General features: G+C 73.5%; 20 protein-coding genes. 6 read left to right on the top strand and 14 right to left on the bottom strand.

Annotated features, from left to right (window positions below):
* Positions 1 to 12: 12 nt before the first annotated feature.
* From IE265_RS09795 to IE265_RS09765, 7 genes are all read right to left on the bottom strand, one after another.
* On the bottom strand, positions 13 to 2,982 hold the full coding sequence (locus tag IE265_RS09795) for an SCO1167/SCO6262 family helicase (protein ID WP_190035027.1): 2,970 nt from the start codon (positions 2,980 to 2,982) through the stop codon (positions 13 to 15).
* A 94-nt stretch (positions 2,983 to 3,076) separates the two neighbouring features.
* The gene (locus tag IE265_RS09790; RefSeq protein ID WP_190035026.1) at positions 3,077 to 3,655 is read right to left on the bottom strand and encodes a sugar kinase; all 579 of its coding nucleotides are present in this window, start codon (positions 3,653 to 3,655) and stop codon (positions 3,077 to 3,079) included.
* A complete protein-coding gene (locus IE265_RS09785) occupies positions 3,652 to 4,839 on the bottom strand; it encodes an ROK family glucokinase (protein ID WP_190035025.1) in 1,188 nt (395 codons plus the stop codon). The genes IE265_RS09790 and IE265_RS09785 overlap by 4 nt, the downstream gene beginning before the upstream one ends.
* 129 nt (positions 4,840 to 4,968) lie before the next feature.
* Positions 4,969 to 5,781, bottom strand: a complete 813-nt coding sequence (locus tag IE265_RS09780; RefSeq protein ID WP_190035024.1) for an ATP-binding cassette domain-containing protein — start codon at positions 5,779 to 5,781, stop codon at positions 4,969 to 4,971.
* Positions 5,778 to 6,815, bottom strand: a complete 1,038-nt coding sequence (locus IE265_RS09775; RefSeq protein WP_190035023.1) for an ABC transporter permease — start codon at positions 6,813 to 6,815, stop codon at positions 5,778 to 5,780. Before IE265_RS09775 ends, IE265_RS09780 begins: the two co-directional genes overlap by 4 nt.
* Positions 6,812 to 7,816 (bottom strand): sugar ABC transporter substrate-binding protein, encoded by a 1,005-nt coding sequence (locus IE265_RS09770; protein WP_190035022.1) that lies wholly within the window; start codon positions 7,814 to 7,816, stop codon positions 6,812 to 6,814. Before IE265_RS09770 ends, IE265_RS09775 begins: the two co-directional genes overlap by 4 nt.
* 275 nt (positions 7,817 to 8,091) lie before the next feature.
* Positions 8,092 to 8,829, bottom strand: a complete 738-nt coding sequence (locus IE265_RS09765) for a GntR family transcriptional regulator (protein WP_190035136.1) — start codon at positions 8,827 to 8,829, stop codon at positions 8,092 to 8,094.
* Positions 8,830 to 8,957: 128 nt separating this feature from the next.
* Here IE265_RS09765 and IE265_RS09760 point away from each other — a divergent pair, with 128 nt between their 5' ends.
* Positions 8,958 to 9,971 carry a Gfo/Idh/MocA family protein gene (locus IE265_RS09760; protein ID WP_190035021.1) on the top strand — a complete coding sequence of 338 codons (1,014 nt, stop codon included), beginning with the start codon at positions 8,958 to 8,960 and terminating at the stop codon, positions 9,969 to 9,971.
* A 228-nt stretch (positions 9,972 to 10,199) separates the two neighbouring features.
* Here IE265_RS09760 and IE265_RS09755 read toward each other — a convergent pair whose 3' ends face one another.
* Both IE265_RS09755 and IE265_RS09750 read right to left on the bottom strand, forming a co-directional pair.
* The gene (locus IE265_RS09755; protein WP_190035020.1) at positions 10,200 to 10,868 is read right to left on the bottom strand and encodes a response regulator; all 669 of its coding nucleotides are present in this window, start codon (positions 10,866 to 10,868) and stop codon (positions 10,200 to 10,202) included.
* A gap of 103 nt (positions 10,869 to 10,971) precedes the next feature.
* Entirely contained in the window at positions 10,972 to 12,225 is a 1,254-nt protein-coding gene (locus IE265_RS09750; protein ID WP_229916107.1) for a sensor histidine kinase, read from the bottom strand.
* A gap of 178 nt (positions 12,226 to 12,403) precedes the next feature.
* Between IE265_RS09750 and IE265_RS09745 the strand changes: the two genes are divergently transcribed.
* Positions 12,404 to 12,607 (top strand): hypothetical protein, encoded by a 204-nt coding sequence (locus IE265_RS09745; RefSeq protein WP_190035019.1) that lies wholly within the window; start codon positions 12,404 to 12,406, stop codon positions 12,605 to 12,607.
* 141 nt (positions 12,608 to 12,748) lie between these two features.
* Here IE265_RS09745 and IE265_RS09740 read toward each other — a convergent pair whose 3' ends face one another.
* Positions 12,749 to 13,141, bottom strand: a complete 393-nt coding sequence (locus tag IE265_RS09740) for a guanyl-specific ribonuclease (protein ID WP_190035018.1) — start codon at positions 13,139 to 13,141, stop codon at positions 12,749 to 12,751.
* 368 nt (positions 13,142 to 13,509) lie between these two features.
* Between IE265_RS09740 and IE265_RS09735 the strand changes: the two genes are divergently transcribed.
* Entirely contained in the window at positions 13,510 to 14,259 is a 750-nt protein-coding gene (locus tag IE265_RS09735) for a 3-oxoacyl-ACP reductase family protein (RefSeq protein ID WP_190035017.1), read from the top strand.
* A gap of 281 nt (positions 14,260 to 14,540) precedes the next feature.
* Here IE265_RS09735 and alc read toward each other — a convergent pair whose 3' ends face one another.
* Entirely contained in the window at positions 14,541 to 15,671 is a 1,131-nt protein-coding gene (gene alc / locus IE265_RS09730) for an allantoicase (protein ID WP_190035016.1), read from the bottom strand.
* A gap of 86 nt (positions 15,672 to 15,757) precedes the next feature.
* Positions 15,758 to 17,107, bottom strand: coding sequence for an allantoinase AllB (gene allB, locus IE265_RS09725; protein WP_229916106.1), 1,350 nt, complete (start codon positions 17,105 to 17,107; stop codon positions 15,758 to 15,760).
* Between the two features lie 269 nt (positions 17,108 to 17,376).
* On the opposite strand from allB, the gene IE265_RS09720 reads away from it, so the two are divergent.
* Positions 17,377 to 18,180 (top strand): IclR family transcriptional regulator, encoded by an 804-nt coding sequence (locus IE265_RS09720; protein ID WP_190035014.1) that lies wholly within the window; start codon positions 17,377 to 17,379, stop codon positions 18,178 to 18,180.
* Between the two features lie 46 nt (positions 18,181 to 18,226).
* Here the strand turns inward: IE265_RS09720 and IE265_RS09715 are convergent, their stop codons facing one another.
* The gene (locus IE265_RS09715) at positions 18,227 to 18,541 is read right to left on the bottom strand and encodes a DUF5955 family protein (RefSeq protein WP_190035013.1); all 315 of its coding nucleotides are present in this window, start codon (positions 18,539 to 18,541) and stop codon (positions 18,227 to 18,229) included.
* A gap of 187 nt (positions 18,542 to 18,728) precedes the next feature.
* Between IE265_RS09715 and IE265_RS09710 the strand changes: the two genes are divergently transcribed.
* Together IE265_RS09710 and aceB are read left to right on the top strand one after the other, a co-directional pair.
* Positions 18,729 to 19,328, top strand: coding sequence for a nucleotidyltransferase family protein (locus IE265_RS09710; RefSeq protein ID WP_190035012.1), 600 nt, complete (start codon positions 18,729 to 18,731; stop codon positions 19,326 to 19,328).
* Between the two features lie 195 nt (positions 19,329 to 19,523).
* On the top strand, positions 19,524 to 21,158 hold the full coding sequence (gene aceB / locus IE265_RS09705; RefSeq protein WP_190035011.1) for a malate synthase A: 1,635 nt from the start codon (positions 19,524 to 19,526) through the stop codon (positions 21,156 to 21,158).
* Between the two features lie 36 nt (positions 21,159 to 21,194).
* On the opposite strand, the gene IE265_RS09700 is transcribed toward aceB, so the two are convergent.
* Positions 21,195 to 21,470 (bottom strand): Rdx family protein, encoded by a 276-nt coding sequence (locus IE265_RS09700; RefSeq protein WP_190035010.1) that lies wholly within the window; start codon positions 21,468 to 21,470, stop codon positions 21,195 to 21,197.
* Position 21,471: the final 1 nt, after the last annotated feature.

The following is a 21,471-nucleotide window of genomic DNA, read 5'->3' as shown; positions in this document are numbered from 1 at the left end:
CCGTCGGCGACGTCACGTGGACCTCCGCAGTGCCACCAGGTCGGACAGGTCGCGGTCGGACAGCTCGGTCAGGGCGGCCTCTCCGGAGCCCAGGACGGCGTCCGCCAGGGCCCGCTTGGAGGCGAGCATCTCGGCGATGCGGTCCTCGACGGTGCCCTCGGTGATGAGGCGGTGGACCTGGACGGGCTGCGTCTGCCCGATGCGGTACGCGCGGTCGGTGGCCTGCTCCTCGACCGCCGGGTTCCACCAGCGGTCGAAGTGGACGACATGGCCCGCGCGCGTGAGGTTCAGGCCGGTGCCGGCCGCCTTGAGCGACAGGACCAGGACAGGTGTCTCCCCGCTCTGGAAGCGGTCCACCATGCGTTCGCGCTCCAGGATCGGCGTTCCGCCGTGGAGCATCTCCACCGGGACCGCCCGGGTCGTGAGGTGCTCCGTGATCAGCCGGGCCATCCCGACGTACTGCGTGAAGACGAGCGCCGAGCCGTCCTCGGCCAGCAGGGTGTCCAGCAGCTCGTCGAGCAGGGCGAGCTTCCCGGAGCGGGCGGCCTGCCTGGCGGCGTCGGCGCCGCGCGGACCGGCCCCCGCCTCCTCCTTCAGATACAGCGCGGGGTGGTCGCAGATCTGCTTGAGCGCCGTCAGGAGCTTCAGCACGAGGCCCCGTCTGGCGATGCCGCCCGCCGTCTCGATGGCGAGCATCGACTCGCGCACCACCGCCTCGTACAGCGAGGCCTGCTCACGGGTGAGGGGGACGGGACGGTCCGTCTCCGTCTTCGGCGGGAGTTCGGGGACGATGCCCGGGTCGGACTTCTTGCGGCGGAGCAGGAAGGGGCGGACCAGCCGGGCCAGGCGGGCCGCCGCCTCCTCGTCCTCGCCGTTCTCAACGGCGCGCGCGTGGCGGGCGCGGAAGGACTTCAGCGGGCCGAGCAGCCCGGGGGTGGTCCAGTCGAGCAGGGCCCACAGCTCGGAGAGGTTGTTCTCCACGGGCGTGCCGCTCAGGGCGACCCTGGCCGGTGCCGGGATCGTCCGCAGCGCCTTGGCCGTCGCCGAGTACGGGTTCTTGACGTGCTGGGCCTCGTCCGCGACGACCATGCCCCAGTGCTGCTGCGCCAGCCGCGGGGCCGTCGACCGCATGGTGCCGTACGTGGTGAGGACGAAGCCGCCTGCCACGTCGTCCAGCGTGCGGTCCGGGCCGTGGAAGCGGCGGACGGGCACCCCGGGGGCGAAGCGCTCGATCTCCCGCTGCCAGTTGCCGAGGAGCGAGGCGGGGCAGACCACGAGGGTCGGCTCGGTGCGGGCCCGCTTCAGGTGGAGGGCGATGAGGGTGACGGTCTTGCCGAGGCCCATGTCGTCGGCGAGGCAGCCGCCGAGGCCCAGCGACGTCATCAGGTCGAGCCAGGCCAGTCCCCGGAGCTGGTAGTCGCGCAGGGTCGCGCGCAGCCCTGGCGGGGGCTCGGCGGGCCGGGGTCCCGCGGTCAGCCGGTCCCGCAGGGCGGCGAGCGCTCCGACGGGCACGGTCTCGACCGTCTCGCCGTCCACCTCGGCGGTGCCGGTGAGCGCCGCGGAGAGCGCGTCGACCGGGTCGAGCAGGCCCAGCTCGCGCTTGCGCGCCTTGCGGACGAGGGCGGGGTCGACGAGCACCCACTGGTCCCGCAGCCGCACGACGGGGCGGTGGGCCTCGGCGAGCGTGTCCATCTCGGCCTCGCTGAGGGGGTCGCCGCCGAGCGCGAGCTGCCAGCGGAACTGGAGCAGCGCCTCGCTCTCGAAGAACCCGGTGCCGTCGGTGGCGGATCCCGGGGCGGGCCGCACGACCGCTGCCGCGCTCAGGTCCTGGGCGAGGTCGCGCGGCCAGTGCACGGCGACCCCGGCGGCGCCGAGGCGGGTGGCGGCGACGCCGAGGAGGTCCGACAGCTCGTCCTGGGAGAGCGCGAGCACGTCCGGCGTGTCCTGTGCGGACAGCCGGTCGAGGGGCGGCCAGACGCGGGCCGCGCGCCGCACGGCCAGAGCGGCGTCCACGCGGGCGCGGGGGCCGAACGTCGCGTCGGCCTCGCCGGACCACAGGGCCGCCGCGTCGACGACGAGGGTGGGGTCGGCGAGGCTGTGCACCTGGACGACGGCCGCGCCCGCCCGGCGGGCCTGCTCGCTGTCGTCGAAGAGGTCGAAGCCGGACAGGTCCAGGCGCAGCGAGATCCGCACGCCGGCGTCCATCCCCGCGGCCACCTCGGCGGCCCAGCCGCGGGCGCCGGGCAGCCGGGTGGGACCGCTCGCCGCGAACGGGTTCCCCGCGGCGTAGGGCGCGGCGGCCGTGCGGGGCAGGGCGTCGGCCACGGCGTCCAGGAAGGCGCGCATCAGCGCTTCCGGTTCGGGCAGCCGCAGCGGGCCCCGGCCGGGGAGCGGCACCGCGTGCCCCTCGTGCGGAAGGGCCGCGGCCACCGCCCGCAGGTGGGCGATGTCGTCCGGGTCCAGGGGGCCGGCCCGCCACGCGTCGTGCCCCTCGGGTGTCAGGCCGGGCAGCATCCGACCGCGCGCGACCAGGCGCAGCGCGTGCAGCGCGGCCGCGCCCCAGCAGGCGGTGGCGGGGTGCGCGGCGGGGTCGCGGCGGGCCCGGACGAGCAACGGCAGGGCCGCCGTGAGCGGCAGGGTCAGCGCGGGCACCGAGGCCCGTCGCACGCCCGCACCGTGCCGCCGTACGACCGTGATCCCGGTGCAGGTGTCCGGGTCGGTGCCGGAGGCAGCGGTGCCCGCGTCCGGATCGGCCCGCTCCGGCCGGTCGGCGTCGTCGGCCGCTCCGGTGGTCCCGGTCGCTCCCGCCGGGCCGGGCGCGGCGGGCGGGCCGGCCGCGTCGAGGGGCGGGTGCGCGGCTTCCGGGTCCCAGAAGGCGATCCGGCCGTCGCGGGGCAGCGCGGACGGCAGGAAGACCGCGGCCAGGCGGACGGACACCTCGGGTCCGGCGTCCGGCACGTCACGCGTCCGTCCCTCGCCCATGCTCCCGGCCACCTCCCTCGCCCTGGTCCGACCACTGGTCTTCGACTCTACGGGCAGGGTCCGACAACGCGGTCCGGCGGCGGGTCCTGGCAGGTCAGGGGGTCGTTCTGGAGACCACGTGGACCATCGGACGACCGGGCCGCGGCCAGTTCACGACGATGTCCAGGGTGGGGGTCGGGTTCTTCTGCGCGTGGGTGACGCCGGCCCAGACTCCGGGGCCGCCGAACTCCCAGCCGACCACCCTCCGGTCCCGTGCGCTGATCGCGATGTCGTTCCTCGTCAGCTCGTCGCGGTCGGTCCCGACGTTCTTCAGGAACTTGTCGAGTCCCTTCTCGTCGGTGAGGAACTGGACGTACAGGCGGCTGGTCTTCCAGTTGTTCGTCTCGTAGTACGCGACCTCGGTCGAGCCGCCCGGGACGGGCACCTGGTACAGCCTGCGCTGGACACGCGAGGGCCAGCCCGGGGTGAGGCCGGTGGCCGAGTACTTCGCCGCCTTGTCCTTGCCGCTGTCGCGGCTCTGGTTGGCGGAGATCACCAGGTAGCCGGCCGGGACGCCGATCAGCAGCACGATGATGATGAGCGTCAGCGCGCGGCGGCGGATCCGGTGGCCCCGGTCCTCCGGGGGCCGGGGCTCGTCCGGGGGCGCGGCCTGGCGGGGCAGTGAAGCGGTCACAGCGAGGACTCCCGGGCGGCGCGGCGCGACTCGGCGTAGCGCTCGTAGCGCTCGTACCGCTCCACTCTGCGCCGGTTGGCACGGCGGAAGCGGCGGGCGACGAGCCGGGCCAGGTCCGCGGCGCCGACCATGCCGGCCTCGGGACCGAGCTGGGCGCGGGCGATGCGGGCCTCGGGGCGGTAGCCGCGTCCGGTCAGGTGGCGCCGGAAGGCGTCCCGCGCGGGGCCGATCAGCAGGTCGTCGGCGGCGCTGACGCCGCCGCCGATGACGAAGCACGAGGGGTCGAGCGCGGCGGCCAGGTTCGCGATGCCGACGCCGAGCCACTGGCCGATGTCCTGGAGCAGCTCGACGCACATGGCGTCGCCGTCGCGGGCCAGCTCGGTGATCATGGGGCCGGTGATCTCGGAGACGTTGCCCTTGACGTGCTCGATGATCCCGTACGCCACCGGGGAGTCGGCGGCGGCGAGTTCCCGGGCCTCGCGGACCAGGGCGTTTCCGGAGCTGTACTGCTCCCAGCAGCCGCGGTTGCCGCACGGGCAGCGGTGGCCGCCGGGCACGACCTGCATGTGACCGAACTCGCCCGCGACGCCGAACTTGCCGCGCTTGACCTGGCCGTCCTCCAGGATGGCGCCGCCGATGCCGGTGCCGAGGGTGATCATGACGAGGTGGTCCTCGCCGCGGCCGGCGCCGAAGCGCCACTCGGCCCAGGCGGCGGAGTTCGCGTCGTTGTCCACCAGGACGGGGACCGCGAGCCGCCCGGCGAGGCGGTCCCGGAGGGGCTCGTTGCGCCACGACAGGTGGGGCGCGAACAGGACGCGGCTGCGTTCGGCGTCGACCCAGCCCGCCGCGCCGATGCCCACCGCGTGGACGTCGTGCCGGTCGGAGAGGTCCAGTACCAGTTCGACGATGGTGTCCTCGACGACCTTGGGGCTCTTGGACTTGTCGGGCGTCTCCGTCCGGAGCTTCTCCAGGATGTTGCCGTCCGCGTCGACGACGCCCGCCATCACCTTCGTGCCGCCGATGTCGATGCCGACGGTCGGGACACGGGGAGCGGTCAGGTGCGAACGCCTCTCGCGCGTGCCCACGGTGCGCAGGACGGTGGCCCGGCGGGAGCCGATCGGGGCGCCCGCTGCTCGGGCGGAGCCGAGAGCCCGGGGCAGTGCGAGGTCGCGGTAGGTGCTCATCGCGCCGATTCTGCCTCACGCCGTCGCCGTTCGCTGCGCTGGGGAGCGCCCCGGCGGAGCGGGTCGGGCGTGAGCTGCGGGTCCGTCGCGGCGGGGCGCGCGGTCGGCCCCGCCCCGCCCGGGAACGTCCTACGGAGTGGTGCCTTCCAGTTCGTGCCGGAGGTCGTCCAGCTCGCTGCCGCCCGCCATTTGGCGGGTGAGTTCGTCCAGTGTGATCCCGTCGCGCGCGTGGCTGCCGACCATCGTGCCGCGCTTGAGGAGCACGAAGCGGTTGCCCACGAGGTACGCGTGGTGCGGGTTGTGGGTGATCAGAACCACACCGAGGCCGGCGTCACGCGCGGCAGCCACGTACTTGAGGACCACGCCCGACTGCTTCACCCCGAGTGCGGCGGTCGGTTCGTCGAGGACGAGGACCTTGGCGCCGAAGTGGACGGCGCGCGCGATGGCCACGCACTGGCGTTCGCCGCCGGAGAGCGTGCCGATCGGCTGGTCGACGTCCCTCAGGTCGATGCCCATGCGCAGCAGTTCGGCGTGGGTCGTGCGGCGCATCAGGTCGACGTCCAGCCGCTTGAAGGGGCCGGAGCCCTTGCGCGGTTCGGAGCCGAGGAAGAAGTTCCGCCAGACCGGCATCAGGGGGACCACGGCGAGGTCCTGGTAGACCGTGGCGATGCCGTGGTCGAGGGCCTCGCGCGGGGAGGCGGGCCTGACCTCCTCGCCCTCGATGCGGAAGGTGCCCGCGTCGTGCTGGTGCAGCCCTGCGATGATCTTGATGAGCGTCGACTTGCCGGCGCCGTTGTCGCCGAGCACACAGGTGATCTCGCCCGCGTGGACGGTGAGCGAGACCCCTTCGAGCGCGCGGATGTTGCCGTAGTGCTTGCTGACGCCGTCGAGCTCGACCAGGGCGGTGGGCGCGGCGGACCGCGTCGTGTCGGACCGTGTCATGCCGTCGCCTCCGCGCGCTTGCGGACCCAGGCGTTGAGCAGGGTCGCGAGGAGCAGCATCGCTCCCAGGAAGAACTTGAACCAGTCGGGGTTCCACTCCGCGAACACGATGCCCTTGTCGGTCATGCCGAAGATCAGGGCGCCGATCGCCGAGCCGACGGCCGATCCGTAGCCGCCGGTGATCAGGCAGCCGCCGATGACGGCCGCGATGATGTACGTCAGCTCCTTGCCGACGCCCTCGCCCGACTGGACGACGTCGAACGAGAACAGCAGGTGCTGTCCGGCGATCCAGGCGGCGAGGGCGACGCCCATGTAGAGGCCGATCTTGGTCCTCTCCACGGGCACGCCGACCGCGCGGGCCGCGTCCTTCCCGCCACCGACGGCGAAGATCCAGTTGCCGACGCGGGTGCGCAGCAGGATCCAGGAGGCGACAGCCACCAGACCGAACCACCACAGGATGGTGATCTTGAAGTCGACCCCGCCGACGGTGAGCACGGAGGCGAAGACGTCCTGCGCGGAGGAGTAGCCCTCCATGTCGGCGATGGACTTGGTGGAGACCGTGCCGCTGATGAGCTTGGTGAAGCCGAGGTTCAGGCCGGTCAGCATCAGGAAGGTGCCGAGCGTGATGATGAAGCTCGGCAGCTTGGTGCGGGTCAGCATGAAGCCGTTGAAGAAGCCGATCGCGAGGGTCGCGAGGAGCGAGACGCCGACCCCGACCCAGACGTTCGCGGTCATCTGGTAGCTGAACATCGAGGAGATCAGCGCGGACGAGGTGACCATCACGCCCGCGGACAGGTCGAACTCGCCGCCGATCATCAGCAGCGCGACGGGCACCGCCATGATGCCGATCGTCGAGGCCGCGTAGAGCACGGTGCTCAGCCCGGCCGCCCGGAGGAAACCGTCGGCGACCAGCGCGAAGAACAGGAAGACGGCGAGCGCGCCGACCACGGAGCCGAGTTCGGGGCGGCCCAGGAGCCGGCGCAGCGGCGAGGTCCTCAGCAGGCGCTCGTCCGCCGCGGGGGCGGTGGCGGTCACCGGGTCCCCCGATCCGTGTACTCCTCCAGCTCGGCGGCCTGGTCCCGGGTGACGATCTGCGGTCCGGTGAGCACGGGCCTGCCCCCGCCGAGCGTGTCGGCGTTGTACCGGTGGAGCCAGAGGAGGTCCACGGCCTCGTACCCCTGGAGGTACGGCTGCTGGTCGACGGCGAAGCCGAGGGTGCCGTCCTTCAGCTTCGCGACCACCTTGGAGTTGAGGTCGAAGGTGTCGACCTCGGCCTTGCTGCCCGCGTCCTGCCGGGCCTTCACGGCGGTGTCCGCGTAGGGGGCGCCGAGCGTGACGACGGCGTCGACGGAGGGGTCGGCCTGGAGCTTGGCGCCGATGGAGGCCTGCACGGAGGACATGTCGGTGCCCTCGACGTACAGGTTCTGCACGGTCCCGTCGAAGGTCTCGCGAACGCCGTCGCAGCGCTGCTCGTGGCCGACATTGCCCTGCTCGTGCAGCACGCACAGGACCTTCTTGCGGCCACGGCCGTTCAGCTCGTCGCCGACCGCCTCGCCGGCGACGGCCTCGTCCTGGCCGATGTGCGTGAGCGCGCCGAACGCCTTGGACTGCTCCGACCCGGAGTTCACCGTGACGACGGGGATGCCGGCCTTCACGGCCCGGGCGACCGCGGCCTTCATCGCGTCCGGCTTGGCGAGCGTGACGATGATGCCGTCGACGCCCTTGTCCACGGCGGCGTCCACGAGCTGCGCCTGCTGCTGGGCCTCGTCGTCGTGCGAGTACAGGAACTTGATGTTGTCCTTGCGCGCGGCCTGCTCGGCGCCCTCCTGGACGATGTCCCAGAACGTGTCCCCGTCACCGGAGTGCGTGATCATCGCGAAGGTCCAGCGGGGCGTGTCCACCGCCGCCCTGCCCTGGGCCGACGCCGCCTTGCGGGCGTCCTCGGCTCGTTTGCCGCCGGTGCTGCTGCACCCGGCGAGGGACGCGCAGAGCGCCCCCGCCACCGCGATGCCCACCCAGGTCCGAAAGCGTGCCACGAGGCCGTGCCTTTCCTGCTGCCGATGCTTGGTCGGACCAAGTATCGGCCACCGCACGTACATATTCGGACAGCGGGGTGGCGCGCGGCCCACGGGGCTCCCGCGCGGACCGGCTCCCGGGCATGCCGGAGCAGCCCCGGGGCGGGCGGTGTCGTACGAGGTCAGGGGCTTGCGTGCGGTCCGGTGCGGGCCAGGTCGGCCGGGGGTCCCTCGCGGACGGCGGGAAGGCCGAGGAAGGCGGAGGAAGGCCGAGCCGGACGGGTGGCCGGAATTCGTCAGGGCCGGACGAGCAGCTGGAACTCGAAGGAGTAGCGCGAGGCGCGGTACGTGTGGGAGCCGAACTCGACCGCACGACCGTGGTCGTCGAAGGTGGTGCGCTGCATGGTGAGCAGGGGCGCGCCCTCGGGCTCGTCGAGGCGCTCGGCCTCCCGCGCGCCGGCGGAGCGCGCGCCGACCGACTGGCGGGCGCTGTGCAGGGTGATGCCCGCGGCGCGCATCATCCGGTAGAGGCCGGTGGCCTCCAGCTGGGCGTCGTCCAGGTCGAGGAGGCCGGGGGGCAGGTGGTTGCAGAGGTACGCCATGGGCTCGCCGTGGGCCAGGCGCAGCCGTTCCACCCGGTGCACGTCGCTGCCCTCGGCGACGGCGAGCGCCCCGGCGACCTCGGCCGACGCGGGCACGACGCTGTTGACCAGGACGCGGGTGGCGGGGCGCTGGCCGGCCGCCTCCAGGTCGTCGTAGAGGCTGCTGAGCTCCAGGGGGCGCTTGACCTGGCTGTGCACGACCTGGGTGCCGACCCCCCGGCGGCGTACGAGGAGGCCCTTGTCCACGAGGGACTGGATGGCCTGGCGGACGGTGGGGCGGGACAGGCCGAGACGTCCCGCGAGCTCGATCTCGTTGCCCAGAAGGCTGCCGGGGGTGAGGGCGCCCTGCTCGATCGCCGCTTCGAGCTGCTGGGACAGCTGGAAGTACAGCGGCACCGGACTGTTCCGGTCGACGCTGAGCTGGAGTGGCACAGTCGGATCCCCATCTGCTTTGGACACGGGCCGAGCGTAGCTCCGGTGAATGATGACGGGAAGTTGTGAAGTTCGATTGTCCGGACAAAGCGTTGACAGGGCGGAGGGTGGCCCCTCACTTTGGTCCCATGCGCATCGGACTCATCGGGACGGGTCGTATCGGTACATTTCACGCGACCGCCCTCAGTCGTCACCGCGAGGTGGGCGGCTCACTCATCGTCACGGACGCGGACCCCGCGAGGGCCCGCAGGCTCGCGGACCGGCTGGGCGCCACGGCCGCGCCCGGCGTGGACCAGATCTTCACCTGGGGCGTGGACGCCGTGGTCATCACCGCGGCCACGTCGGCACACAGCGAACTGATCGGTCGGGCAGCACGGGCCGGGCTCCCGGTCTTCTGCGAGAAGCCCATAGCGCTCGACCTGCCGGGGACACTCACCACGATCGCGGAGGTGGAGGACGCCGGAACCATTCTGCAGATGGGTTTCCAGCGGCGTTTCGACGTCGGCTACACGGCCGCGCGCGAGGCGGTGCGCTCGGGCCGGCTCGGGCGGCTGCACACCGTGCGCGCGATGACGTCCGACCAGTCGCCGCCGCCGGCCGCGTACCTCCCCCAGTCGGGAGGGCTGTACAGGGACACGCTGGTGCACGACTTCGACATGTTGCGCTGGGTGACCGGACGGGAGATCACCGACGTGTACGCGATGGGCTCGGACGCCGGGCCCTCGATGTTCCGCGAGTCGGGTGACATCGACACCGCGGCGGCCGTCCTCACACTGGACGACGGCACGCTCGCCGCGGCGACCGCGACCCGGCTGAACGGCGCCGGGTACGACGTCCGCATGGAACTCGCGGGCGAGCTGGACCAGATCGGGGTCGGGCTGGACGACCGTACGCCGATCGCCTCCACGGAACCCGCCGGGCCGCCGGCCGCGACCAAGCCGTGGACCGGGTTCCTGGAAAGGTTCGGACCCGCGTACGAGGCGGAGCTGCACGCGTTCGTCGAGGTGGTGCGCGGCGAGCGGGCCAATCCCTGCGACGGGCGCGAGGCACTGCACGCGCTGCGGATCGCCGAGGCCTGCGAACGCTCGCGGCGCGAGCGCCGGGCCGTGCCCATGGGCGAGATCCCGGGCGGCAGGGACTGAGGGCTGCCGTCCTCCGCGGGGGCGACCGGCGACGGCCGCCCCCGCGCGGCGGCGCGAGCCGGGACCGGCGCCCCGCCCGGCCAACGGGGAGCGGGCACCGCGGAGCCGCCGTACGGTCCGCCGGGAACGCGCGACACTCCCCCGGACCCGCCCGGACACGCCCGGGAACGCGCGACACTCCCCCGGACACGCCCGCCGGGCGGGGCGGACACCCCGGCGGGACGCGCCCTACCGCTCCTCCTCCAGCAGCCCCGCGTCGTACACCAGCAAGGCGATCTGCACGCGGTTGTTCAGGCCGAGCCTGGCGAGGATGCGCGAGACGTGCGTCTTGACCGTGGCGACGCTCATGAACAGCGCGGCCGCGATCTCGGCGTTCGAGCCGCCCCGGCCGACCGCCACCGCGACCTCGCGCTCCCGGTCGTTGAGGGACCCGACCCGCGTACGGGCGGCCGAGCGGCGGGTGTCCGCGCTGCCGCCCGCGGCATGCGCCATCAGCTGACGGGTGACGGCGGGCGAGAGCACCGGGTCACCGGCGGCCACCCGGCGGACCGCGTCGATGATCTCGGCCGGCGGGGTGTCCTTCAGCACGAAGCCGGCCGCGCCCGCCCTCAGCGCCCGCAGCACCTGCTCGTCGGCGTGGAACGTGGTGAGGACGACGACCTGGGGCGCGTCCTCGCGGGTGCGGAGCCGCTCGGTCGCCGCGAGGCCGTCCACGGTCGGCATCCTGATGTCCATGAGCACGACGTCGGGACGCGTGCGGTCGACGAGCTCCTCGACCTCGCCGCCGTCGGCGGCCTCGCCCACGATCTCCAGGTCGTCGGCGCCGCCCATCATGAAGGAGAGGCCGGCCCGGACCAGCGGGTCGTCGTCGACGAGGAGCAGACGGATCGGAGTCATGCGCCCACCGTAGTGATCCCGCGCCGCCGGACCGCCGGGTTCGCCGGGACCGGTGACGGGGACACCGGACGACGTGGGGCGGTGCCGTGTGCCGGGCGCGCGCTCATCCCCACGGCAGCCACGCGCGCACGCGGAAACCGCCGTTGCCGTCGGGTCCGTGGTCCAGGCGCCCGCCCGCGAGCATGGCCCGCTCGGTCAGGCCGATGAGCCCCTGTCCGGAGCCGGGGACGTGCGGGACGTCGCCGGGCGGCGCCGGATTGCCCACGGTGACCGTGAGCCCGTCACCGGGAGCGCCGGACACGGCGACCGCAACCTCCGCTCCCGGCGCGTGCTTGCGTGCGTTGGTCAGGCACTCCTGGACGATGCGGTAGGCGGTGCGGCCCACGGACGCGGGGGCGGCCGAGACGTCGGACACCCGGTTGTCGAGCGTGACCTTCGTCCCGGCCTCCCGGCTCTCGGACACCAGGCCGTCCAGTGCGGCGAGCGTCGGCTGAGGGCGGCCCGACTCGTCGCCGCCGTCCGAGGCCCTCAGCACCCCGATGATCTCCCGCAGGTCCTGGAGCGCCTCGTGCGCGCTCTCCCGGATGACGCCGGCGGCCCGTGCCACCTCCGCCCGGGGTGCGTCCGGGCGGATCTCCAGCGCCCCGGCGTGCACGCTGAGCAGGGTCAGCCGGTGGGCGAGGACGTCGTGCATCTCTCGCGCGATCGCCTCCCTGGCCAGCCGCTGCGCCTGCTCGGCCCGCAGCGCCGCCTCCGTCTCGGCCCGCCGCCACCTGTCGCGCAGGCTCACCATGAGCTGGCGCTTGGAGCGCACGAACATGCCCCAGCCGACCAGCGCGGCGGTCAGCAGGACGGCGAGGGCGACGGCGACGAGGTAGGGCACCTCGGAGTCGGGGCGCAGCCAGAAGAAGACGGCCGACAGCGCGGCGGAGGCGCCGGCGGTCCAGGCGACGTACTTGAAGGGCCGGTGCACGGCGAGCGTGAAGAGGGCGACCAGGCCCGCGCCGCCCGCGCTGTTCGAGACGAAGGCGACCGGCACCATGGCCACGGCGAGGCCGACCGGCCAGCGTCTGCGCAGCCAGACGGCCGCGCACGCCAGGGCGCCGATCCACTGGTCGGCGACCTCCAGGCCGTACGGGATGTTGGGGTCCTTCGTCGTCTCCTCGGCGCCGAGGAGACCCACTCCCACGGCGATCAGGAAGAGGGCGAAGTCCACGGCCCAGTCGCGCGCGGTGCGTCTCGGCCGCCCGTTCCGGGTGGCGTGGTCCGGGTCGAGCTCCGCCGCGAGGGCCGACGGCAGATGCCACCGGCGCCCTGGCAGGGGCGGGGGCTTCGGCATCGGCTCGGTGCTGCTCACGGTCGACAAATCTACGCATCGCCGGGCCCCGGCACCGCCCCGCGGAACCGACGGGAGACCAAAGTCGGGACACCGGCGACTTCGGTCGCGCGCGCACCCGGCGATCGGCGACTTCCGTCGGGCCCGCCCCGCCCCGCGGCCGATGGGCACGGCGGGCCCGCGGGGCGACGATCCCGGCATGAAGCAGCTTCTTGAGTTCCTCGGCGTGGTCGCCCTCCTCCAGGGCGGCGCCGGCCTGGTCTACGAGGTCACCGGCTGGCTTCGCTGGAGCCTCGTGCACCGGCTCGGCCTGCTCGACGGCAACGAGGTCTACGCGAGCGTCGCGCTGGTGGTGCTGGCGTTCGCGCTGTTCGCGGCCGCCGAGAGCCGGAAGCCCGGGTGAGCCACGGCCCCGGGCCTCCGGCGGCCGGTCCGTACGGCGCGGGACGGAACACACTGTGGGGAGCGGTCCCGTCCCGCGCCGCGCTCGGTGACGCGGTGACGCGGTGGTGCGGTGCGCCTTTCCTCGGCTCGTGCGGGCCGGTCAGCAGGTGTGGTCGATCAGCCTGAACGAGACGTAGTGATCCGCCGTGTAGTAGTCCTCCCGGTACTCCTCGCCGGTGACGATGCGCCGCGCACCGCGCGTGGAGGAGCCGGGAGTCCTCACCGTGTACTCGTGGTAGTACCCGCTTCCCTGCGACGGCAGGACGCCCTCCCGGTTCCGGAAGACGGACCCGTCCTGGGTGTAGGGGTAGGGACCGCCCGACTCGATCAGCCGGAGCGTGTCCCACGCCTGGGACGGGAGCGCGTCGTGACAGACGCTGCCGACGGCGGCCGCCGCGGCGTTCGCGGGGACGGCGCCGGCGCCGCCGACGAGCAGGGCGGACACCAGCGCGACCGTCGCGCCGATGCGGGTGGTGCGTGGGGGGAATCTCATGGCTCCTAGCATGACGCGCGTAGACCATGACATGTCAATGTCAAGAACAGCCTTTTCACCCCTTCCGCCGGATGAGTTTTCCAGGAGTTGACATTCGTCACCACCCAGGTGCGAGCTCTTCACAGGATCGCGACGCCACCCGTCCTGGCCTGGACCAATGCCCTCGCGCGGCCCGGGCCTGCGGCTTCACGCGGGCCGGCCGCGCACTCGCACGGGGCGGGCGGAACGGCCTGTTCGGCTCTTGCGCGGGCCCGCGACGTCGGGCATCGGACAACGGCCATCGGAGGGCCTCGGGCAACGGAGGGCCTCGGGGACTCGACGTCCGTTCACCGCCGGTGCTCCGGCACTCCGGACGCTGGGATGGGGACATGACCTCACGAACGGATCTGAACGGAACAGTGGCCCTGGTGACCGGCGGCAGCCGCGGGATCGGCGCGGCGACCGCCGTGCGCCTCGCCGGCCGAGGTGCTGACGTCGCCTTCACCTACGTACGGGACAAGGACGCGGCGGACGACGTCGTGCGGCGCGTCGAGGCCCTGGGGCGGCGGGCCCTGGCGCTGCGCGCGGACTCCGCCGACGAGCGGGAGACCGTCGCGGCGGTGGAGCGCACCGCGGAGCGACTCGGCAGTCCGGACATCCTGGTGAACAACGCGGCCGTCGGACTGCTCGGCCCGCTGGACGGCTTCTCCCCCGCCGACGTCGACCGGGTCCTCGCCGTCGGCGTGCGGGGCGCCTTCCTCGCCTCCCAGGCGGCGGCCCGCCGGATGGGCCCCGGCGGCCGGATCATCACCATCGGTACGTGCATGACGCAGCGCGTGCCCGGCCCCGGCGGCACGCTGTACGCGACCGCCAAGTCCGCGCTGGTGGGGCTGACGAAGGCGCTCGCACGGGAGTTGGGCGGGCGCGGCATCACCGCGAACCTCGTCCATCCCGGACCGATCGACACCGACATGAATCCGGCCGACGGCCCGTTCGCCGAGGGGCAGACCGCCCTGACCGCGCTGGGCCGGTTCGGCACCGCGGACGAAGTGGCCTCGATGGTCGCGTACTTGGCGGGCCCCGAGGCCTCGTACGTCACCGGGGCCGAGTTCTCGGTCGACGGGGGTCACGCGGCCTGAACCGGGCCGGCGACCGGGGGCACGACCGGGCATGGCTCGCGCGCCCGGTCGCCGGGGTCGTGCGGGCGGGTGGCCGGGACGGTCGTCGCGGCCGGGGCGGTGGTGCCCTCGGAACGGTCGTCGCGGCCGGGGCGATGGTGCCCTCGGGGCGGTGGTGCGGCCGGAACGGTCGTCGCGGCCGGGGCGGTGGTGCGGTCGGGCCCCGGACGGCGAGTCTCCGTGCGGGGCCCTGAGACCAGGCAGCCGTGCGACCAGGCAGCCGTGCGGGCGGGTTCCCGGGCTCAGTCGGTCAGTTCCCGGTGCCGCGCCGTCAGCCGGGCCGCTCCCTTCTCCGTCAGGGAGCCGAAGAGGCGCAGGCGGGAGATGCCCCCGTCCGGGAAGATGTCCACGCGCGCGTGCGTACCGGCGACCGGGGCGGCCAGGACGAAGCGGTGGTTCGTGTCGGGCTGGAGGCGGGTCCGCGGCACCGCCTCCGTCCACGCGCCGTCCTCGCCGTCGCGGACCGAGACCGACGCCCAGCCCGCCGAGTTGCCCTTGAGGTACGCCGTGTCGATCTCGACGGCACGGATCTCGGAGTGCTCCACGAGCGCGTAGCGGATCCAGTCGTGCCCCTGGTCGCGGCGGCGCCGGGTCTCCCAGCCGTCGTCCATCTTGCGCGAACGGCCGGGCTGGATCGTGTTGGTGGCGGGCGAGTAGAAGCGGTCGGACGCGTCCTCGACCCGGCCCCCGTTCTCCAGCGCGACGACGTCGAACGTGCCGAGGACCGACAGCCAGGCGGGGTCCGGCACGACCTCGCCGTACACCCGCAGCCGCGCGATGCCGCCGTCGGGGTGCTGCTTGACGCGCAGGTGCGTGAGGCGCCGCTCCACGTCGACGGCGAACCCGTTGGCCGCGTGGCCGCCGACCGCCGTGCGGGGCACGAGGGTGGTCCACTCGACGTCGTGGGCGAGGAGTTCCCCGGGGGACGGGGAGCCGGGCAGCGAGACCCCCTCGACCGACACCGCCTGCGGGTAGTTGCCGCGGAAGTGCGCGGTGTCCACGACGATGCCGCGGACGACCCCGGGGGCGCCCAGACGGACCAGGGCCCAGTCGTGGTCGTCGTCGGTGGGCCACGGGTGCTCGGCGGAGGCACCGCGCCTTCGCCGCGTCTCCCAGCCGTCCATGATCTTGCCCTTGTGCCCGAAGTGCTCGGGGTCGAACTCGGCCCGGGAGGGCAGGAGGAGGTTCTCGCGCTGGGCGAAGAACTCGTCGTTGGCCGCGACGACCCCGGCGCCGAGCTGCCGGTCGGCGAGGTTCGCGTACCGGGTGAAGGGGAGGTCGGCGCCGCGGTGGTCCGCGTACGGATCGCCGCCTCCATAGGGGTCGGCGTCTCCGGTGAAGCGGGGCACGGAGGTTGGCTGCTGCGCCGTCACGGTGATCAGTTCTTCCTTTCGGGGGTCGGCCGCCGGGGTCGCGGGGTGGGCAGCGGACGGGACAGGGGAATGCGCGGGCGCGGGAACTACCCGCGCCGGGTGAGGAGTCGCCCGGCCGGTGCGGCGAAATCGCCGTCGGCCGCGATGCGTTCGCCGCGCAGCCAGGTGGACTTCACGACGCCGTACAGCGTCCGGCCGGCGTACGCGGTGACCCGGTTGCGGTGCTGGAGGGCGGCGGGGTCGACGGTGAAGGCCTCGTCGGGTGCGAGGACCGCGAAGTCCGCGTCGAGGCCCGGCGCGATGGCGCCCTTGCGGTCGTCGAGTCCGACCAGCCGGGCGGTGTTCGAGGACATCCAGCGCACCACGTCCTCCAGGCTGTGGCCGCGCCGCCCGGCCTCGGTCCAGACGGCGGACAGGGAGAGCTGGAGCCCGGAGATGCCGCCCCAGGCGGTCGCGAAGTCGTCGGTCTTCAGGTCGGCCGTCGAGGGCGAGTGGTCGGTGACCACGCAGTCGATGGTGCCGTCCGCCAGCGCCCGCCACAGCAGGTCCTGGTTGGCCGCCTCGCGGATCGGCGGGCAGCACTTGAACTCGCTGGCCCCGTCCGGGACTTCCTCGGCGGTCAGGGTGAGGTAGTGCGGGCAGGTCTCCACGCTGACCCGGACGCCGTCCCGCCTGGCGTCGGCGATCAGCGGGAGCGCGTCGCTCGACGACAGGTGCAGCACGTGGACCCGGGCGTCGGCGCGCCGCGCCTGCGCGAGGAGGTTCCCGATGGCGGTGTCCTCGGCGTCACGCGGGCGCGAGGCGAGGAAGTCGGCGTACTTGCGGCCGCCGCGCTGCGGGGCCGCCGCGAGGTGGTGCGGGTCCTCGGCGTGCACGATCAGCAGGCCGCCGAACCCGGCGATCTCCGCGAGGGACCGGGCGAGCCCGTCCTGGTCCAGTTCAGGGAACTCGTCGACCCCGGAGGGCGACAGGAAGGCCTTGAACCCGAAGACGCCGGCGTCGTGCAGGGGCCGCAGGTCCTCGACGTTGTCCGGGAGCGCGCCGCCCCAGAAGCCGACGTCGACGTGCGCCTTGGTTCGGGCCACCTCCTGCTTGGTCCGCAGGTGCGCGACGGTCGTCGTGGGCGGCAGGGAGTTGAGGGGCATGTCGACGAGTGTCGTGATGCCGCCGGCCGCGGCGGCCCGCGTCGCGGTCCAGAAGCCCTCCCACTCCGTCCGGCCCGGATCGTTGACGTGTACGTGGGTGTCGACGAGACCGGGCAGCAGGACGTCGTCCCCGAAGTCCTGGAGCACGGCACCGGCGGGCACCTCGGCGTCGTGCGCGAGCACCGCCGCGATCCTTCCCCCGGCGACGGCGACCGAGGCGGCGCGCGTCCCCTCGGGAGTGATGACGCGCGTCGAACGCAGGATCAGCTCGACCGGTCGGTGGTCGGACACCCGGACCCCTCTCTCCGTGCCGCACGCCTTGTCCCGGCCGCTCATCCACAGGGGCCGGAATTCAACGTTCTGTTGAAGAAGTCTTCACTCCCGACCCCTCGCCGTCAAGGGCCGCCCCGCCACCGTCCACCACACGGAGGCACCTCACGGCATTTCTGTATTGCGGAAATGTGCTTCCACGCAGCAGAAAACAAGCGTGCGCCGCCGTGCGGTCGACCGACTGCCGGGTAGGCTGCGTCATCGCCTGCCCGCACGAAAGGACCGCGCCCGTGCCGACGTCCAGCGCCAGCACCACCGACGCCGCCAAGCCCTCCTCCGCCGGGGGCGGCGTCCAGTCCCTGGAGCGCGCCTTCGACCTGCTGGAGAGGATGGCGGACGCGGGCGGCGAGGTCGGGCTGAGCGAGCTGTCCGTCAGCAGCGGCCTGCCGCTGCCCACCATCCACCGGCTCATGCGCACCCTCGTGGCCTGCGGCTACGTGCGCCAGCAGACCAACCGGCGGTACGCGCTCGGCCCCCGCCTGATCCGGCTCGGGGAGTCCGCGTCGCGACTGCTCGGCACCTGGGCGCGCCCGTATCTGGCGCGACTGGTCGAGGAGACGGGCGAGACGGCGAACATGGCCCTGCTCGACGGCGACGAGATCGTGTACGTGGCCCAGGTGCCGTCCAAGCACTCGATGCGCATGTTCACCGAGGTGGGCCGCCGGGTGCTGCCGCACTCCACGGGCGTCGGCAAGGCCCTGCTCGCGCACATCCCGGCCGACGAGGTCCGCGCGCTCCTGGCCCGCACCGGGATGCCCGCGGCGACCGAGAAGACGATCACCACCCCGGACGCCTTCCTCGCCGCGCTCGACGAGGTGCGGCGAAGCGGCTACGCGGTGGACGACAACGAGCAGGAGATCGGGGTCCGGTGCCTCGCCGTCCCCGTGCCCGACGCGCCGACCGCCGCCGCGATCTCGATCTCGGGTCCGGCGGGGCGGGTCACGGAGGAGGCGACGGAGCGGATCGTGCCCGTGCTCCAGCAGGTCGCCGCGGAGCTGTCCCAGGCGCTGGCCAGCTCGGGCCCCGCGGCCTGACCGGACCGGTCGGCCGTCGCGCGCCCGCCGGTGGACCGCGTCGCGCTCAGTGGCGCGGCGGCTCCCCGAACAGCTCCACCGCGCTGCGCACGTCCGCGAGCCCGGTGGCCAGCGCGCTCACCGAGCCGATGGAGCCCGCGATCAGGAGCAGCGAGCGGCGCAGCCGGGGGGCCTCCGGGGCTCCGCCGACGGCCATCGCGGCGAGGGCGGCCAGTTCGTCCTCGGCGATCCCGCGGTCCGGGAACTCCGCCGGGTGCACGGCGAGTTCGCGGCGCAGCCGGGACACCGCAGTCCGCAACTCCGCCACTCTCGGGTCCTCGTCGCTGCCGGTCACCGGTCTCTGCCCCAAGCTCCGCAACACAGCTCTTCCCCCCTCGCACGCCGTTGTGCGCACGACGTCACCACTCGCGCCGAACACCCCTGGCACTGGTCGGGCGCCGGGGGACGCGGGTCAGTAAACGCCACGCGGTGCGGTGGGCGCCACAGCGCGGACCGAAATTCAGCCCCGCGCACGGCACGCCCGCCCGCGCGTCGGGTATCCAGGAGGGATGACGCACACCCGAGACCGGATCGCCGGACTGCTGCTCGCCGCCGGCGGGGGCCGCCGGCTGGGCGGACGCCCCAAGGCACTCCTGCCGTACCGGGGGCGCCCCCTCGTCGAGTACGCGGCCGGTGTCCTGCGCGCGGCGGGCTGCGCACGGGTCCACGTGGTGCTCGGGGCGAGTGCCGAGGAGGTGCGGACGCGGGCCGTGCTGCCCGGCTGCGAGCTGGTCGACAACCCCGGCTGGGAGGAGGGCATGGGGTCGTCCCTGCGGGCCGGCCTCGCCTCGCTGCGCGGCACCGGGGCACGGGCCGCGCTCGTCCAGCTCGTCGACCAGCCGGGCATCGGCCCGGCGGCGGTGGCCCGGGTGCTCGCCGCGTACGAGTCGCCCGCCTCGATCGCGGCGGCCGCGTACGACGGCGTGCGGGGCCATCCGGTGCTGTTCGGCGCGGACCACTGGGAGGGCGTCGGCGCCGCCGCCACCGGGGACCGGGGAGCGCGCGCCTACCTCGCCGCGCACCGGGACGCGATCACACTCGTCGAGTGCGCGGACGTGGCCGAGGGGTACGACATCGACACGGAGGAGGACCTCGTCCACCTGGAGTGAGCGGCGTGGCACCGCGGGCCACCCTGCCTCGGCGCAGAGACTCTCGACATCAACAAACCATTGAACTTCCACCATGAGGAAACTAGTATCCACTGATCAGAAGCGTCGGACCGCTCCGTGGACGCGGTCGGACCCGTTCGGTGCCGTCGGCACCCAGTGCCGTTCGTACGCAGCTCCCTGAAGGAAGTGACGTCCATGTCCGCACCAGCGCCGTCCCCGCTGGCCATCGTCGGCGCCGAGCCCCTGCCCCGGCAGGAGGAGGTCCTCACGGAGGCGGCCCTCGCCTTCGTGGCCGAGCTGCACCGGCGGTTCACGCCCCGGCGCGACGAGTTGCTCGCCCGCCGCACCGAGCGCCGCGCTGAGATCGCCCGCACCTCCACGCTCGACTTCCTCCCGGAGACCGCGGCCGTGCGCGCGGACGACTCCTGGCGGGTGGCTCCCTCGCCCGAGGCCCTCGACGACCGCCGCGTCGAGATCACCGGTCCCACCGACCGCAGGATGACCGTCAACGCCCTCAACTCGGGTGCGAAGGTCTGGCTCGCGGACTTCGAGGACGCCTCGGCCCCCACCTGGGAGAACGTGGTCACCGGTCAGCTCAACCTGATCGCCGCCTACACGCGGACCATCGACTTCACGGACGCGCGCACCGGCAAGTCGTACGCCCTGAAGGCCCCGGAGGAACTGGCCACCGTCGTGATGCGGCCGCGCGGCTGGCATCTCGCCGAGCGCCACCTCGTGGACGAGCGGGGCGTCCCGGTCCCCGGCGCGCTGGTCGACTTCGGCCTGTACTTCTTCCACAACGCCCGGCGTCTGCTGGACCTCGGCAAGGGCCCGTACTTCTACCTCCCGAAGACGGAGTCGCACCTGGAGGCCCGCCTCTGGAACGACGTCTTCGTCTTCGCGCAGGACCACCTCGGCATCCCGCAGGGCTCCGTCCGCGCCACCGTCCTGATCGAGACGATCACGGCGGCGTACGAGATGGACGAGATCCTGTACGAACTCCGCGACCACGCCTCGGGGTTGAACGCGGGCCGCTGGGACTACCTGTTCTCCATCGTGAAGAACTTCCGTGACGGCGGGCAGAAGTTCGTGCTTCCCGACCGCAACGCGGTCACGATGACGGCCCCCTTCATGCGCGCGTACACCGAACTGCTCGTGCGCACCTGCCACAGGCGCGGCGCGCACGCGATCGGCGGCATGGCGGCGTTCATCCCCTCGCGGCGCGACGAGGAGGTCAACAGGATCGCGTTCGAGAAGGTGAAGGCGGACAAGGACCGCGAGGCGGGCGACGGCTTCGACGGCTCGTGGGTGGCCCACCCGGACCTGGTGCCGATCGCGATGGCCTCCTTCGACGCCGTGCTCGGCGACCGGCCGAACCAGAAGGACCGGCTGCGCGAGGACGTGTCCGTCGCCGCGGGCGACCTGATCGCCGTCGACTCCCTGGACGCCCGCCCGACCTACGACGGCCTGGTCAACGCCGTGCAGGTCGGCATCCGCTACATCGAGGCGTGGCTGCGCGGCCTCGGCGCGGTCGCCATCTTCAACCTGATGGAGGACGCGGCGACCGCCGAGATCTCCCGCTCCCAGATCTGGCAGTGGATCAACGCGGGCGTCGAGTTCGAGCACGACGGGACCTCGGTGAGGGCCACGCCCGAGCTGACCCGTGAGATCGCCGCTCGCGAACTCGCCGACATCCGCGCCGAGATCGGCGAGGAGGCCTTCGCGTCCGGCACCTGGCAGCAGGCCCACGACCTGCTGCTCCAGGTGGCGCTGGACGAGGACTACGCGGACTTCCTGACCCTGCCCGCGTACGAGCGGCTCACCGGCTGACCGTCCGACCCGCGCGCGGCCCCGGCCCCGCGCGGCTCACCGCTCCGAGTGGCCCAGGGACTTCCCCGGGGCCACTCGGTCGCGTACGAGGCGCTTGACCGCGGTCGGCTCGGGGAAGCCCTGCTCGCGCCGGTCCCAGACCACCTCGTCGTCGACGCGTACGACGAACACGCCGCCGGTGCCGGGGGTCAGCGCCAGCTCGGTCAGCTCCTGCTCGAAGGTGGTGAGCAGTTCCTGGGCGAGCCAGGCGGCGCGCGGGAGCCAGCGGCACTGGGTGCAGTACTCGATCTGGACGCGGTGCGGTGCGGTCACG

Origin of the sequence: Streptomyces fructofermentans, assembly GCF_014651055.1 — a bacterium.
GTDB classification, from domain to species: Bacteria; Actinomycetota; Actinomycetes; order Streptomycetales; family Streptomycetaceae; genus Streptomyces; species Streptomyces fructofermentans.
The sequence above is the reverse complement of the archived record's forward strand: the minus strand, read 5'-3'. Positions and strand labels throughout refer to the sequence as shown.

What these genes read in the sequence shown, in the direction of transcription:
- IE265_RS09795 (WP_190035027.1), bottom strand. Translation starts at nt 2,982, where the DNA reads ATGGGCGAGGGACGGACGCGTGACGTGCCGGACGCCGGACCCGAGGTG.
- IE265_RS09785 (WP_190035025.1), bottom strand. Translation starts at nt 4,839, where the DNA reads ATGAGCACCTACCGCGACCTCGCACTGCCCCGGGCTCTCGGCTCCGCC.
- IE265_RS09780 (WP_190035024.1), bottom strand. Translation starts at nt 5,781, where the DNA reads ATGACACGGTCCGACACGACGCGGTCCGCCGCGCCCACCGCCCTGGTC.
- IE265_RS09760 (WP_190035021.1), top strand. Translation starts at nt 8,958, where the DNA reads ATGCGCATCGGACTCATCGGGACGGGTCGTATCGGTACATTTCACGCG.
- IE265_RS09755 (WP_190035020.1), bottom strand. Translation starts at nt 10,868, where the DNA reads ATGACTCCGATCCGTCTGCTCCTCGTCGACGACGACCCGCTGGTCCGG.
- IE265_RS09745 (WP_190035019.1), top strand. Translation starts at nt 12,404, where the DNA reads ATGAAGCAGCTTCTTGAGTTCCTCGGCGTGGTCGCCCTCCTCCAGGGC.
- IE265_RS09740 (WP_190035018.1), bottom strand. Translation starts at nt 13,141, where the DNA reads ATGAGATTCCCCCCACGCACCACCCGCATCGGCGCGACGGTCGCGCTG.
- IE265_RS09735 (WP_190035017.1), top strand. Translation starts at nt 13,510, where the DNA reads ATGACCTCACGAACGGATCTGAACGGAACAGTGGCCCTGGTGACCGGC.
- IE265_RS09710 (WP_190035012.1), top strand. Translation starts at nt 18,729, where the DNA reads ATGACGCACACCCGAGACCGGATCGCCGGACTGCTGCTCGCCGCCGGC.
- aceB (WP_190035011.1), top strand. Translation starts at nt 19,524, where the DNA reads ATGTCCGCACCAGCGCCGTCCCCGCTGGCCATCGTCGGCGCCGAGCCC.